Consider the following 13,634-nt stretch of genomic DNA (forward strand, 5'->3'; position numbering starts at 1 on the left):
GGGCAAGGCACATACTGTTAGTTTGCTAACTATCAATATGGCATTGGCGGGGAATTTCAGTCAAGTTTTGAAACAAATTGATCCGTTGGTCGCAGTGAAGCTCCTTGATTGGTACTGACGGCGTATATACTTCGTCAGTACCTAAATCGAGGAACGACATGATGTCGAAACAAGCCGTTTTCACAATGAAGCTTGAACCGGAATTGCGCGAACAGTTCATGTCCGAGGCCGAAGCCAGCCATCGCCCTGCTTCGCAGATCGTGCGGGAAATGATGCGCGACTTTGTGCGGACACAACGGGAAGCACGGGAGTACGAAGCCTTTCTGCAACGCAAGGTCGACATCGCCCGCGATGCCGTCCGCTTGGGTGACGGCCTGTCGAACGAAGACGTTGAAGCTCAATTCGCCGCAAGGCGCAGGCGGGCAGACAGTCAAGAATGAAGATTATATGGACACCAACCGCCGCACAGGATCGTGCACAGATTTGGGATTACCTTTACGAAGCGAACCCAAAAGCCGCCGCAGACATGGACACCCGCTTCAGCGAGGCGGTGTCCCGCCTCTCCCGGAACCCGAACATCGGCCCCGTCGGCATCATCGCCGGCACGCGCGAGATCATTCCTCATCCCAGCTACCGTCTCGTTTACCAGATCGAGCAAGAGGCGGTGTGGATTCTGGCGCTGATCCATACCGCTCGACGATGGCCATTGCCGCAGTGACGACTACCCGGCCCTTCCCTTTCTCAACATCACATCCAACTGATCCACCACCTCCGCCCAATCCGCGTCATCCAGAATCTCGTCCCGCAGAAAGGCCTTCTGCGCCTCGTTCCAGAAAAACGCATCGGCCAGGTGCAGTTCCGGCTTGAGCGGGGAATGGGTGGCGATGAACTGGTCGATGCCGGCCGGATCGCTGGCCAGGCCGAGTTGCTTGAACAACGCTGAAAGGCTGTGGGTCGGGTTTTCCATGTCTGGCTCCTTCGAAAGTCACGGGCAAAGGAAAGACTGCGGGAGCCCGCCTGCCGCCGTCATCGCGGACAGGCTCGCTTGCGCAGGTCCTGCGTCGTGCACCGCAGGGCGGTAGCTAATCGCTCAGCTCCCGCACCTGCGCATGGGGCACCGCCTTGAGGAATTCAGGGATGCTCATGTGCAGCAGGTTGTTGTGGTTTCCGGCCTCCAGGTAGATGTCTTTCTGCCGGGTCAGCAGCGGGTCGATGACCATGTCCAGCCCGTAGGCGTCGCCCAGCGGCGGCACCGCGCCGCGTTCACAGTCGTCGAACAGGTGCGCCAGGTTGCTTTCGCGGGTGATCTGCCATTGCCCGCCATCGGGCACTTTGCTCAGGTCCAGATGATGGCTGGCCGGCAGCACGGCCATCAGGTAGTGCCCGTGGCGATCGTCGAGGATCACCGATTTGGCCACCCGCTCCGCCGGCACCCCGGCGACCCGCGCCGTTTCCAGGCTGCTGGAGGAGTGCGGATGAGCGACGATGTCATATTCGCATTGCGCCTGTCTCAGGCTGCTTTGCACCTTTCTTGCCATACGCATGATGCACCTCGATGCCCGCCGGCGCTGTGCGGCGGACGGTCATGAATGCTGTTGCCGTCCACAAAGTCTAGTCCGCCGGGCCGCCCGCACAGGGATTTCCGCCCACTGGCGGCTTGCCCGGACTGATCAAAAATCATCCAGGTGCAGGCTCAACTAGACTGTAGGTAAGCCCCTGACGCTCCCGGAGGGTCACGTGAACACCCGTTGCTGTGCGCTTGCCCTGTCGATGCTGCTCAGCGGAGCAGCCCTGGCGGCGGATGCCCCGCTGCCGGCGGTCAACCCGGTGGGCCTGTGGCTGATCACCCTCGGCATCGCGTTCATGATCGCCGAAGCCGTGCTGCCCAACTACGGTGTGGTCGGGTTGGCCGGCCTTGTCATGTTCGTGGTCGGCGCGCTGATCCTGGGTGACGTCGGCCTGCCGGTGCCGATGATGCTCGGCCTGGGTCTGGTCAGTGCGGTGCTGCTGGCCGCGCTGCTCTGGCGGGCCCTCAAGACCCGGCCGCGCCGGCCGGTCAGCGGCGACGCCGGGCTGCTCGGCAGCGTGACGGCGGTCACCGTCGTGGAGCCCGGCGATGCCCGCAGCGGCTGGGTGCAATTGCAGGGAGAACGCTGGCAGGTGCTCAGCCCCACGCCGCTGCACACCGGGCAACCGGTGCGGGTGGTGGGCCGCAAGGGCCTGTTGCTGCAAGTGGCCGCGGCTGACGCGGCACCGCTCGGAGAGTGATCATGGGTCTGCAAATCGGTTTTGTCGCGCTGCTGCTGTTGCTCATCGCCCTGGCCGGCTCGACGTTCCGCATCCTGCGCGAGTACGAACGGGGCGTGGTGTTCCAGCTCGGGCGCTTCTGGCAGGTCAAGGGGCCGGGACTGATCCTGCTGATCCCCGTGGTGCAGCAGATGGTGCGGGTGGACTTGCGCACCATCGTCCTCGACGTGCCGCCCCAGGACGTGATCACCCGCGACAACGTGTCGGTGAAGGTCAACGCGGTGCTGTACTTTCGCGTGCTCGACCCGCAGAAGGCGATCATCCAGGTCGAGGACTTCCTCATGGCCACCAGCCAACTGGCCCAGACCACCCTGCGCGCGGTGCTGGGCAAGCATGAGCTGGACGAACTGCTGGCCGAGCGGGAACGGCTGAACATCGACATCCAGCAGGTGCTGGACGCCCAGACCGACGCCTGGGGCATCAAGGTCGCCAACGTCGAGATCAAGCACGTCGACCTCAACGAATCGATGGTGCGCGCCATCGCCAAGCAGGCCGAGGCGGAACGGGAGCGGCGGGCCAAGGTGATCCACGCCGAAGGCGAACTGCAGGCCTCCGAGAAGCTCATGCAGGCCGCCGAGATGCTGGGGCGCCAGTCCGGCGCCATGCAGCTGCGCTACATGCAGACCTTGAGTTCGATCGCCGGGGACAAGAGCTCGACGATCGTCTTTCCGCTGCCGATCGAGCTGCTCAAAGGGATGAGCGACCTGACGAAACCGTAATGACCTCGGCGCACGATGTGTCCTGCCGCAACGCCTCCAGCGCCCGGTAAGGCGCCCCGGCGTAGTGCTCGACCCGCGCCTGGAGCAGCGCCGACGCTTCGCGGCGCTTGTCCTCGCCGTCGGCGACGAACACCTGCGCCGGCTGTTTCGCGTGCTGCACGGTCGCCGCCGATGCCCGAAGGCACTGCTCGGCGCTCAATCCGAAAAACGTCGCCAGGTGCCCGGTCATGGCCTCGGGCAATTCGCTGTAGTTCACCGCCAGCCCGCCGGAATCGCGGCAATGCACCCACCCGGCCTCCAGCAGACGCCCCAGGCGCCGGGCGATGAAGTCTTCGCGCCCCTCGAACGGCAGGCCGTCGTCCAGCACGCAGTCGCCGAGCATGCCCGCCACCATGTGCATGCCGGGACGGCGCATATGGGAGACGGCGATCTCCAGCGGGTCGCGGTAGACGAACAGCCACGGCGTCTGCCCGTGGCATTCGCGCAGCAGCGGCCATTCGCCGATGTTCCAGGCGTCGAGCTTGATCACCAGCCGCTGTTCGCCGCCGCGCCGACGCTGGCCGTAGGCCGACAGCAGCCCGGCGATGGCCGCCCGGCGTTCGGGCGCCGGCAGGTCGCTGCGCAGCAGGGCATCGAGGGGCGGCGGCTCGGACACGACGATGTGGTCATCGAGCCGGGCCAGCATCTGGCTGACCAGGGTCGAACCGCAGCGCGAGGCATGCAGGATGAACGCGCTCGGCGCAAGGCCGGGGCTGTGCGCCTGCCAGTCCGTCAGCGCCGACAGCGGCGTCTGCCGGCGCAAGGCCTGGTTGAACGGCAGCCGCAGCGCGTCGTCCACCGCATCGCGGAAAAACGGCTGGCGCAACGGCGCATCGCCGAACCAGCACCAGTCCACCTGCCACTGCCCGGCCTCGCTCCAGATGCGGATCGGCAGCCAGCCGTCGAAATTCATGCGCGCCATTGTTCGTTCCATGTCCGCCGTCCGTTGCGCATCGCGGCGCGCAGGGCCTGAGGCGTGAGCGCGAGGCCGCGCTCGGCGGCCAGCGCCACGGCGCAATCGATGAAGCGCTCGGGATCCTGCACGGCCTGCAGCGTCGCGCTGAGCGCCGGATCGTCCGCCACTTGCCGCTGAAACTGCTGCAGGGCCGTGTCTTCGGTGCCGGGGGCCGGCGTGTCCGCCAGGCCTTCGCCGATCATCCGCTCAAGCCAAGGGCAGGGACGGCAATCGAGCACCAGATGAACCCGAACGCTGCTGTCGCGGTTGTCGACCCGGTGGGGCCGCGACAGGTCGAGGAACCAGCACTCCCCGGCCTGCATCGGCATGCGCTGGCCGTCCAGCCAGAAATCCACGGCGGGCGGGCTGAGCAGCGGGATGTGCAGGCGCAGATCCGCCTCGGGGCCTTCCAGGTCGTAGTCGCGGTGTTCGTGGATCTGCCCGCCCGGCCCGAGCCGAAGCAGCCGGGCGCTGACGATCTGCAACGGCAGGCCACGCAGCGCCTGGCGCCAGCGGCGGTCGTTGAGCCAGGGCCCGCGGGGCACCGGCGCAGCCTGGCCGGGCGACAGTTCGGTGAACGCATCCGCCGCGGAGATCAGCGCCACGCCGCTCCAGTCGCCGGCAAAGTACGCGGTGTTGAAATGCCCCCGCCAGGCGCTGTCGTCAATCGCCGCCAGCGCCTGGCGCAGCAGCGGCAGATCCACCGCCACCGGCAACCGCGAGTAGGCCGGCCGGCTCATGGGACACCGGGCGCATCACTGCGCAGGGGCATGGGCCACCGGCACCGAAATGTCGCCCGAGGCCCACGCCGCTTCGCGGTTGGCCAGGGCGGTGGCGATCGACTGCACCTGGGTCGACTGCACCTGATCCGGCAGCGGATCGAGCCCGGCGCTGGCGAAGATCTGGCCGTAGGCGTTGCGCAGGTCGGCGTAGGCCAGGTCGCGGCGCAGGTCGGCCTGCAGGTTGTTCAGTTCGCCCTGGATCAGGTCCAGTTCGCCGATGCCGGCGGCCTGGTGGCGGTTGCGCAACTGACCGACGATCTGGCCGTCGATCTCCGACAACTGCTGGCTGGTCTTGAACTGGCGCAGCGCCTCCTGATAGTTCGCGTTGGCCACGTACAACTGGGCCAGCACCGCCACCGACATCGCCTGACGGCGTGCGGCGGCGACTTCTTCGCCGGCCTTGGCCACGTCGATGGCCGCCGGGGCGGAGATCACGTTGAACAGGTTCCAGGTGACTTTCACGCCGTAGTCGGCCCAGCCTTGCTCTACGAGGAACGAGTTGCTGTCGTAGTGCCCGCCGGCGGAGAACTCCAGCCCCGGCAGCATGCGCAACATGGCCTTGCGGGTCTCGGCGGCGCTGATGCGGGTCTGGTAGTCCTGCTCGCGCAGTTCCGGACGGTTGGTCAGGGCTTCCTGTTCCAGTTTGGCCAGGTCGACCTTGAGTTCCGGGATCTGGTAGCCGTCGTCGGTGGCCAGGGTCAGCTCCGAGCCCATCGGCAGGTTGATCAGGGTCGCCAGTTCGGTCTTGGCCAGCGACAGCGCGCGGCGCTGCTCCTCCAGCTGGCGGGTCGCCTCGATCAGCGAGCGTTGGTAGCCGAGGGCCTGCACCGGGTCGCCGATGCGCTGGTCGCTCATGCTCTGGCTGTTGCGCCGGGCGGTGTCGACCCGGGCCATCAAGGCATCGATCTGCTTGAGCAGGCGTTCGGCGGCCATCGCCCGCCAGTAGGCCGAGCGCACGTCCTGGACGATGGTGTTGATCACCTTGCGCCGGCGCTCCTGAACGATCAGGCGCTGGTCGCCCTGCTGCTTGGCGCTGATGTAGCTGACGCCGAAGTCGAGCACGTTCCAGACCATGGTCAGGTCGGCGACGTCGCGGTCGCGGTCCTGGGAGGTCGACGGTTCCAGGGACTGGGTGCCGGTGCGCACGCTCTGGCTGCTGGAGGCGCTGACGTTGTTGCGCCCCACGTAGCCGGCGTCCAGCGCCATGCGCGGCAGCATGTCGAAGCTGGCGAGGTCGAGCTGCCGCTTGGCCAGCGCCTCCTCCATGACCTTGAGCCGGCCTTCGAGATTGTACTTCACCGCCCGGGCCATGGCCTGGTGCAGGGTCAGCGGGCCGTGCAGCGGCTCCTGGCCCTTGTACATGTTCTGCAGATCGCTTCGGGCGCGCTGTTCGCTGACGCTGCGCTCGATCGGCTCACTGGTGACTGCACATCCGCTGATCGCCAGCGCCAGCAGGCTGGCGCCGAACAACTTCTGACTCTTCTTCATCCCTGGATCGCCCCTTGGGTCCTACAAATGGTGTGTTGTTTTTATGCGCTCGGCGTTTCGCTGACGCCGATCTGCTTGAGCGCCGCCGCCAGGCTGTCGACCCGGTGCTGCTCGCTGTCCTGGAACTGCTGCAGTTGCTGGCCCAGGGTCGGCGCGCCGAACACGCCGCGCAGGCCCTGGGAAACGTCGCCGCCCTTGATCGGATGGCTGTCGAAGGCGTTGACCGATTCGCGCTCGGCATCGCTGGCCTGATTGAACAGGCCGGCGAACGTGCTGCTGCCGAACACCCCGCCGTCGCCTCCGCCGAAGCCGAGGAAACCGTGACCGGTGCCGTCGCCGTAGGTGCTGTCGCCGAACACCTGGGCGATGAAGCTTGGGCTCAGCGCGCCGCGGTTGATGAAAATGTCACCGAGCGGACGGATGCCGTCGCCGATCACCCGCTGCTCGAACAGCGGCGAAAAGGTCAGCGGCGAGCCGAGGTTGCCGGTGGGCGGGGTGAACACGATCGGTTGCAGCGGCACGTAAGGCGGCGGCGCTACGGTCACCGGGTCGCTGCTGCGGAATTCAGGATCCGGGGTCACCACCACGGTCGGCGACGTCGGAGGCGTCGGCGGCACGGTATTGATCACGTAGTTGCCGGACTGGCTGATGCCGCTGCCGCTGTTGCCGGAGAGATCGCTGACCCCGGCGGCGTTGACGCTGATCGCGTTGCTGGCGCTGTTGACGTTGGCGTTCGGCGTCAGGGTCGCGGTCCAGGTCTTGCCGCCGTCGTTGCTGCTCAGGCCGGACAGGGTGCCGTTGGCGACGCTGATGTCCGCCAGGTCGAAGCCGCTGACCGCCTCGTTGAAGGTGATGGTCACCTGGGTGGTCTGGCCGATGCCCAGGTTCGGGTTAGCCACCACCACCGTGGCGGTGGGCCGCTCGGCGTCGAGGGCGTAGTTGTTGGACACCGCCACTGTGCTGCCGGCGTTGCCCGCCAGGTCCGTGACGTTGCTGGTGTCGAGGGCGATGAAGTTGCTCGGGTCGGTGACGTTCGCGGTCGGCGTGAAGGTCGCCGTCCAGGTCTTGCCGCCGTCGCTGCTGCTCAGGTTGCTCAGGTCGCCGTTGGTGACGCTGAGGTCCGACAGGTCGAAGTTGCTCACCGCCTCGCTGAAGGTGAAGGTCACGGTGGTGGTCTGGCCGATGCCCAGGTGCGGGTTGGCCACCACGATGTTCACCGTCGGCCGGGTCGCGTCGAGGATGTAGTTGTTGGAGATGGCGATGCTCGCCCCGAGGTTGCCCGCCGCGTCCTGCACGCCGGCGGTGTCGAGCACGATCAGGTTGGTCGCGTCGTTGACGCCGGCGGTCGGCGTCAGCGTGGCGGTCCAGGTCACGCCGCCGTCGCTGCTGCTCAGGTTCGACAGCACGCCGTTGGCGACGCTGATGTCCGACAGGTCGAAACCGCTGACCGCCTCGCTGAAGGTGATGGTCACCGTGGTGGTCTCGCCGATGCCCAGGCGGTTGTCGGCGACCGTGATGGTGGCGGTCGGCAGCGCGGTGTCGATGGCGAAGTTGTTGGAGTCGGTGGTGCCGACCCCGCTGTTGCCCGAGGCGTTGGTCACCCCGGCGTTGTTCAGGGTGATCAGGTTGGTGGTGTCGGTGACGTTGGCGGTCGGGGTGAACGTCGCCGTCCAGGTGATGCCGCCGTCGCTGCTGCTGACGTTGCTCAACGTGCCGTTGGCGATGGTCAGGTCGCTGTTGTCGAAGCCGCTCACCGCCTCGTTGAAGGTGATGGTCACCAAGGACGTCTCGCCGGCCTTGATGGCAGTGTCGGCGACGACGATGGTCGCGGTCGGCACCAGGGTGTTCACCGTGAAGTTGGCCGAGCTGGTGGTGCCGAGGCCGGCGTTGCCCGCCACGTCGGTGTAGCCGGCGTTGTTGAGGACGATGAGGTTGGTGTTGTCGGTCACGCCCAGGGCCGGCGTGAAGGTCGCCGTCCAGGTGATGCCGCCGTCGCTCGAGGTGACGTTGCTCAGGGTGCCGTTGGGGATGCTGAGGTCGCTGTTGTCGAACCCGGTCACCGCCTCGCTGAAGGTGATGGTCACCGTGGTGGTCTCGCCCGGGCGCAGGTCGGTGTCGGCCATGACGATGGTCGCGGTCGGACGCTGGCTGTCGACCGCGTAGTTGTTCGAGTCGGTGGTGCCGCTGCCGGCGTTGCCCGCCACGTCGGCGACGCCGGTGTTGTCCAGCGTGATCAGGTTAGTGGTGTCGGTGATGCCCGCCGCCGGGGTGAAGGTGGCCGTCCAGGTGATGTTGTCCGAGGTGGTCAGGCCGCTGAGCGTGCCGTTTTCCGCGGTCAGGTCGGCCAGGCTGAACCCGGTCACCGCTTCGCTGAAGGTGATGGTCACGGTGGTGGTCTGGCCGACGCCGAGCGCCGTGTCGGCCACCACGATGGTGGCGGTCGGGCGCTGGGTGTCGATGGCGTAGTTGTTCGAGTCGGTGGTGCCGCTGCCGGCGTTGCCGACGCTGTTCTGCACGCCGGTGTTGTCCAGGGTGATCAGGTTGCTGGTGTCGGTGACGTTGGCGGTCGGGGTGAACGTCGCCGTCCAGGTGACGCCGCCGTCGGCGCTGCTCACCGCGCTCAGGGTGCCGTTGGCGACGGTCAGGTCCGCGTTGGTGAACCCGGTGACCGCTTCGCTGAAGGTGATGGTCACCAGCGAGGTGCCGCCGACCCCCAGGCTGCTGTTGGCGACCACGATGGTGGCCGTCGGCACCTGCGTGTTGATCGTGAAGTTGCCCGAGTTGGTGGTGCCGCTGCCGGCGTTGCCGGCCAGGTCGGCGATGCCGGTGTTGGCCAGGGTGATCACGTTGGTGGCGTCGTTGACGCCCACGCTTGGGGTGAAGGTCGCCGTCCAGGTGATGCCGCCGTCGCTGCTGCTCACCGCGCTCAACGTGCCGTTGGGGACGGTCAGGTCCGCGTTGGTGAACCCGGTGACCGCTTCGCTGAAGGTGATGGTCACCAGCGAGGTTTCGCCGGCGGCGAGGTTGCTGTCGGCCATGACGATGGTCGCCGTCGGCCGCTGGGTGTCGATGGCGTAGTTGTTCGAATCGGTGGTGCCGCTGCCGGCATTGCCCGACGTGTCCGCGACCCCGGTGTTGTCCAGGGTGATCAGGTTGGTGGCGTCGGTGACATTGGCGGTCGGCGTGAAGGTCGCCGTCCAGGTGATGCCGCCATCGCTGCTGCTCACCGCGCTCAGGGTGCCGTTGGCGATGGTCAGGTCGGCGTTGGTGAAGCCGGTCACCGCCTCGCTGAAGGTGATGGTCACCAGCGAGGTCTGGCCGACGGCCAGCGTCGGGTTCGCGACCACGATGGTGGCGGTCGGGCGCTGGGTGTCGACGGCGTAGTTGTTCGAATCGGTGGTGCCGCTGCCGGTGTTGCCCGCCGCGTCGGTGACCCCGGTGTTGTCCAGGGTGATGACGTTGGTGGCGTCGGTGATGTTGGCGGTCGGCGTGAAGGTCGCCGTCCAGGTGATGCCGCCGTCGCTGCTGCTCACCGCGCTCAGGGTGCCGTTGGCGATGGTCAGGTCGGCGTTGGTGAAGCCGGTCACCGCCTCGCTGAAGGTGATGGTCACCAGCGAGGTCTCGCCGATCTTCAGCGCATTGTCGGCCACCACGATGGTGGCGGTCGGGCGCGCCGTGTCGATGGCGTAGTTGTTGGAGTTGGTGGTGCCGCTGCCGGCGTTGCCCGCCAGGTCGGCGATGCCGGTGTTGTCCAGGGTGACCAGGTTGGTGCTGTCGGTGATGTTGGCGTTCGGCGTCAGCGTGGCCGTCCAGGTGATGCCGCCGTCGCTGCTGCTCAGGCCCGACAGCGTGCCGTTGGCCACGGTCAGGTCGGCGGTGGTGAAGCCGGTCACCGCTTCGCTGAAGGTGATGGTCACCAGCGAGGTTTCGCCGGCCGCCAGGTTCGTGTCCGTCACGACGATGGTCGCGGTCGGCCGTTGGGTGTCGATGGTGAAGTTGGCCGAGTCCGTGGTGCCGCTGCCGGCGTTGCCCGACAGGTCGACGACGCCGGTGTTGTCCAGGGTGATCAGGTTGGTGGTGTCGGTGATGTTGGCGGTCGGCGTGAACGTCGCCGTCCAGGTGATGCCGCCGTCGGCGCTGCTCACCGCGCTCAGCGTGCCGTTGGGGATCGTCAGGTCGGCGTTGGTGAAGCCGCTCACGGCCTCGCTGAAGGTGATGGTCACCTGCGAGGTTTCGCCGACCTTCAGGGCCGAATCGGCCAGCACGATGGTCGCGGTCGGCCGCTGGGTGTCGATGGCATAGTTGTTCGACGAGGTGGTGCCGACGCCTGCTGCGCCGTCGGAGACCGCCGTCACCCCGGTGTTGTCCAGGACGATCAGGTTGGTGGTGTCGGTGATGCCGTTGGTCGGGGTGAAGGTCGCCGTCCAGGTGATGCCGCCGTCGGCGCTGCTCACCGCGCTCAGGGTGCCGTTGGCGATGGTCAGGTCGGCGTTGGTGAAACCGGTCACCGCCCGGCTGAAGGTGATGGTCACCAGCGAGGTCTCGCCGATCTTCAGCGCGGTGTCGGACACCACGATGGTGGCGGTCGGCGGTTCCACGTACGCGGTGTTGAGGGTACCGCCGTTGTTGAAGATCGCCGCGAAGGCCGTCGGCGACGCGCCCGTCGAGCCGCCGCCCTGGGCCGTGCCGCCCGCGCCGCTGCCGGCGCCGTTGCCGCTGATGGCGGCGAAGTTGGCGGCGGTGATCAGCACCGTGCCGCCCTGGTTCCAGATGGCGCCGACGCCGCGCCCGGCGATCCCGCCGTTGCTGGCGTTGCTGCCCTGGCCGCCACCGCCGCCACCGCCGCCGCCCGCACCGATGTTGTTGCTGATGACGGACGTGCCGACGATCTTCAGGGTGCCGCTGGCAGCGTTGTAGATACCGCCGGCCGCGTTGCCCCCGGCCCCGCCGACCTTGTCCCAGCCGGCCCCGCCACCGCCGCCGCCGATGGAAATGGTGCCGTTGCTCGCCGTGCCGCCGTTGCCGCCGTTGCTGTAGTTGGACACGCCCAGGCCGCCGGTGCCGCCGGTGGTGCCGCCGCCGCGGCCGCCCATCTGGACCGCGTCGTAGCCGCCGCCGTAGCCGCCGATGCCGGCGGTGGCGGCCCCGCCGCCCAGCGTACCGACGCCGGGGCCGGCGCTGCCGCCATGGCCGCCGCCCTGACCGCCGATGCCACCGCCGCCGCCACCGCCGCCGCCGTAGAATGCGCCCGTGACACCGCCGCCACCACCGCCGCCGGCCGCCGCGTTGCTGGTGACCGAAACGTTGCTGAGGGTCAGCACGCCGGCGTTGAAGATCCCGCCGCCCATGGCGCCGGCCGCGCCGTAGCCGCCGTTGCCGCCGTTGCCCGACACCAGCCCGCGGGTGATCACCAGGCCGTCCAGCGTCACCGTGCTGCCGGAGGCGATTTCCACCACTCGCGTCTTGTACTGGCCGTCGAGCGTCACGTCGGCCACGCCGTCGTTGTTCAGGTCGCCGTCGACGGTGATGTTCTTGTTGATCAGCAGTTCGGAGGTGAGCTGCACGGTCATGCCGGAGCTGAACGTGACGATGTCGCCGTTCTGCGCCGAGGCCAGCGCCGCCCGCAGCGAGCCGACGCCGGTGTTGAGGTTGTTGGTCGCGGTCCAGGTGGCCAGGCCCCACTGGTATTCGCTCATCGACTTGGCCGACAGCACGTTGGCGCTTTCGATGTTGCCGGTGGCGATTTCCAGGTTCCAGTCGCCGCCCACGCCGGTGCGGTTGTTCGAGGCCGCGACGTCGCGCCCGGTCAGTTGCGCCAGGGAATCGACGAAGCTCAGACCGCGGTCGCCCTCGGCGGTGTAGCAGCCGTAGATCAGGATGTCGCCGCCGACGTTCATGTCCTTGCCGATTTCCGCCAGCACCGCGCTGCGCTGGGCGACGTTGTCCGCCGACAGGTAGCTGTTGCCCAGCCACAGGTCGCCGGCGTTGCCGTGGGCGATGATCTGCACCGAACTCACGCCCTGGTGCTGGTCGAGGTAGTCGGCGATCTGCTGCAGACCGTCCTTGCCCGCGTCGAGCTTCACCACCTGGGTGCCGGGGGCGATGCCCTGGAGCAGGCTGTCGGCGTCCTTGACCCGGGAGTCGACGAACACCACGCTCTGGCCCGGCACCGCCACTGGGCTGGCGGCGGGCGCGGCATCGGCCTGGCCGTGGGTGTCCTTGCTGGCGACCGGGTGGTCGGCGGCCGGCGCCTTGGCGGCGTCGGCGGCGGGATGGCTGTCAGCCTGGGCGGCGGTGTCGGCGACGGTCGCCGCCACCGCGCCGTCGAACAGCATGCGCGGCTCCAGCGACATGATCATCGGCGCGGCCAGCGTCCGTGCACCCTCGGTTACCCGCGCGTGTTTCTTGCTCCACCACATGTTGCTCACCCGGACTCGAACAGTTGTGACACATCAATGAAAAACGCCGCGATCAACTGATCGCGGCGTCGGACTTCATACGAATGACATTGGCGGCGCTGGCTGAGCCATCGAGCCAAAAGGACAGATCGGCGTATTGGTTGAACAGGTCCGGCGGCAGGATGGTGCGCCGGGACTGCAGGGCGACCCTGGGCTTGACCTTGTGCAGGCCGGACACCCCCAGGGCTTGGTCGAACTCGGGCGCGTCGTAGGCCAGATGCTCGAAATCGTGTTCGAACCACGGCTCGCCGATGAACTCGTAGACCAGCCGCAGCACCCGCTCCGGGGCCTGGGTCAGCAGGTCGTAGTCGATGATCAGCAAGGAATCGGCGTGCTCGCCGTAATAGGCTTCCTTGAGCGCCGCCCAGGCGAACCCCACCAGGCGGTTGCGCTGGGCCAGGGTCTCGCAGCGGCTGTAGACGGTGTTGCGCTCCCCGGCGTCGCCGAACAGCTTGGTGTTCTCGAACGGATTGGCGCGGTACAGCCGCTCCAGGCTGTCCATCACCCAGGCGACGTTGCGCACGCAGGCGATCACCTTGGCGTTGGGGAACAGGTCGTTGATCGCCGGCAGGCGGGCGCTCCACTGGCGGTTGGTGTCGAACACCACCGGTTTGTCGGCCTTGTCGGCGTAGTAGGACTGGAACAGGCCGCGCAGCAAACGGCGGCGCATGTCGGTGTCGATCACCGCGCCGAACTCGCTGCCGGCGCTGCATTGCTCCAGGACACCTGAGAACAGCGCGCCCACCGGGCTGGTCATGCCGGCATGAAAGCGCGGGTTCTGCAGCAGGATCGCAGAAAGAAGGGTCGAACCTGATCGCGGCAAGCCGGAGATAAAGTGGAACTGCTGCATCCCTTCACCAAATGGTTAAGTCCGTTTGTCGGACAG

General features: G+C 67.4%; 11 protein-coding genes. 4 read left to right on the plus strand and 7 right to left on the minus strand.

Features of this window, described 5'->3' with window-relative positions; genetic code table 11:
* Positions 1-161 precede the first annotated feature (161 nt).
* On the plus strand, positions 162-440 hold the full coding sequence (locus CAG29_RS18520; protein WP_085694951.1) for an antitoxin of toxin-antitoxin stability system: 279 nt from the start codon (positions 162-164) through the stop codon (positions 438-440).
* Positions 437-718: a type II toxin-antitoxin system RelE/ParE family toxin gene (locus CAG29_RS18525; RefSeq protein ID WP_085582127.1), complete on the plus strand. Its 282-nt coding sequence runs from the start codon at positions 437-439 to the stop codon at positions 716-718. Before CAG29_RS18520 ends, CAG29_RS18525 begins: the two co-directional genes overlap by 4 nt.
* 3 nt (positions 719-721) lie before the next feature.
* Here CAG29_RS18525 and CAG29_RS18530 read toward each other — a convergent pair whose 3' ends face one another.
* Together CAG29_RS18530 and CAG29_RS18535 are read right to left on the minus strand one after the other, a co-directional pair.
* Positions 722-967, minus strand: a complete 246-nt coding sequence (locus CAG29_RS18530) for a DUF2789 domain-containing protein (RefSeq protein ID WP_085631829.1) — start codon at positions 965-967, stop codon at positions 722-724.
* Positions 968-1,082: 115 nt separating this feature from the next.
* Positions 1,083-1,544, minus strand: a complete 462-nt coding sequence (locus CAG29_RS18535; protein WP_085582131.1) for an aminoacyl-tRNA deacylase — start codon at positions 1,542-1,544, stop codon at positions 1,083-1,085.
* Between the two features lie 193 nt (positions 1,545-1,737).
* Between CAG29_RS18535 and CAG29_RS18540 the strand changes: the two genes are divergently transcribed.
* Both CAG29_RS18540 and CAG29_RS18545 read left to right on the plus strand, forming a co-directional pair.
* Positions 1,738-2,268: an NfeD family protein gene (locus CAG29_RS18540; RefSeq protein WP_085582133.1), complete on the plus strand. Its 531-nt coding sequence runs from the start codon at positions 1,738-1,740 to the stop codon at positions 2,266-2,268.
* Positions 2,269-2,270: 2 nt separating this feature from the next.
* A complete protein-coding gene (locus CAG29_RS18545) occupies positions 2,271-3,026 on the plus strand; it encodes a slipin family protein (protein ID WP_085694938.1) in 756 nt (251 codons plus the stop codon).
* On the opposite strand, the gene CAG29_RS18550 is transcribed toward CAG29_RS18545, so the two are convergent.
* Genes CAG29_RS18550 through CAG29_RS18570 form a run of 5 tightly spaced genes read right to left on the minus strand, consistent with a single transcriptional unit; the run spans position 2,995 to position 13,598 of the window.
* Positions 2,995-3,987: a sulfotransferase family protein gene (locus CAG29_RS18550; RefSeq protein ID WP_085694939.1), complete on the minus strand. Its 993-nt coding sequence runs from the start codon at positions 3,985-3,987 to the stop codon at positions 2,995-2,997. The genes CAG29_RS18545 and CAG29_RS18550 overlap by 32 nt on opposite strands.
* Positions 3,975-4,760, minus strand: a complete 786-nt coding sequence (locus tag CAG29_RS18555; protein ID WP_085582140.1) for an aspartyl/asparaginyl beta-hydroxylase domain-containing protein — start codon at positions 4,758-4,760, stop codon at positions 3,975-3,977. The genes CAG29_RS18550 and CAG29_RS18555 overlap by 13 nt, the downstream gene beginning before the upstream one ends.
* Before the next feature lie 15 nt (positions 4,761-4,775).
* Positions 4,776-6,290: a TolC family protein gene (locus tag CAG29_RS18560; protein ID WP_085582142.1), complete on the minus strand. Its 1,515-nt coding sequence runs from the start codon at positions 6,288-6,290 to the stop codon at positions 4,776-4,778.
* A gap of 41 nt (positions 6,291-6,331) precedes the next feature.
* Entirely contained in the window at positions 6,332-12,709 is a 6,378-nt protein-coding gene (locus CAG29_RS18565; RefSeq protein ID WP_085694940.1) for an Ig-like domain-containing protein, read from the minus strand.
* 52 nt (positions 12,710-12,761) lie between these two features.
* Positions 12,762-13,598: a sulfotransferase gene (locus CAG29_RS18570; RefSeq protein ID WP_085582147.1), complete on the minus strand. Its 837-nt coding sequence runs from the start codon at positions 13,596-13,598 to the stop codon at positions 12,762-12,764.
* Positions 13,599-13,634: the final 36 nt, after the last annotated feature.

This window comes from Pseudomonas sp. B7(2017) (assembly GCF_002112745.1).
Classification (GTDB): domain Bacteria; phylum Pseudomonadota; class Gammaproteobacteria; order Pseudomonadales; family Pseudomonadaceae; genus Aquipseudomonas; species Aquipseudomonas ekonensis.

Bases quoted from the DNA above. Each gene is read 5' to 3' on its own strand.
- CAG29_RS18520 (WP_085694951.1), top strand. From the start codon at position 162: ATGTCGAAACAAGCCGTTTTCACAATGAAGCTTGAACCGGAATTGCGC.
- CAG29_RS18525 (WP_085582127.1), top strand. From the start codon at position 437: ATGAAGATTATATGGACACCAACCGCCGCACAGGATCGTGCACAGATT.
- CAG29_RS18530 (WP_085631829.1), bottom strand. From the start codon at position 967: ATGGAAAACCCGACCCACAGCCTTTCAGCGTTGTTCAAGCAACTCGGC.
- CAG29_RS18535 (WP_085582131.1), bottom strand. From the start codon at position 1,544: ATGCGTATGGCAAGAAAGGTGCAAAGCAGCCTGAGACAGGCGCAATGC.
- CAG29_RS18545 (WP_085694938.1), top strand. From the start codon at position 2,271: ATGGGTCTGCAAATCGGTTTTGTCGCGCTGCTGCTGTTGCTCATCGCC.
- CAG29_RS18550 (WP_085694939.1), bottom strand. From the start codon at position 3,987: ATGGCGCGCATGAATTTCGACGGCTGGCTGCCGATCCGCATCTGGAGC.
- CAG29_RS18555 (WP_085582140.1), bottom strand. From the start codon at position 4,760: ATGAGCCGGCCGGCCTACTCGCGGTTGCCGGTGGCGGTGGATCTGCCG.
- CAG29_RS18560 (WP_085582142.1), bottom strand. From the start codon at position 6,290: ATGAAGAAGAGTCAGAAGTTGTTCGGCGCCAGCCTGCTGGCGCTGGCG.
- CAG29_RS18565 (WP_085694940.1), bottom strand. From the start codon at position 12,709: ATGTGGTGGAGCAAGAAACACGCGCGGGTAACCGAGGGTGCACGGACG.
- CAG29_RS18570 (WP_085582147.1), bottom strand. From the start codon at position 13,598: ATGCAGCAGTTCCACTTTATCTCCGGCTTGCCGCGATCAGGTTCGACC.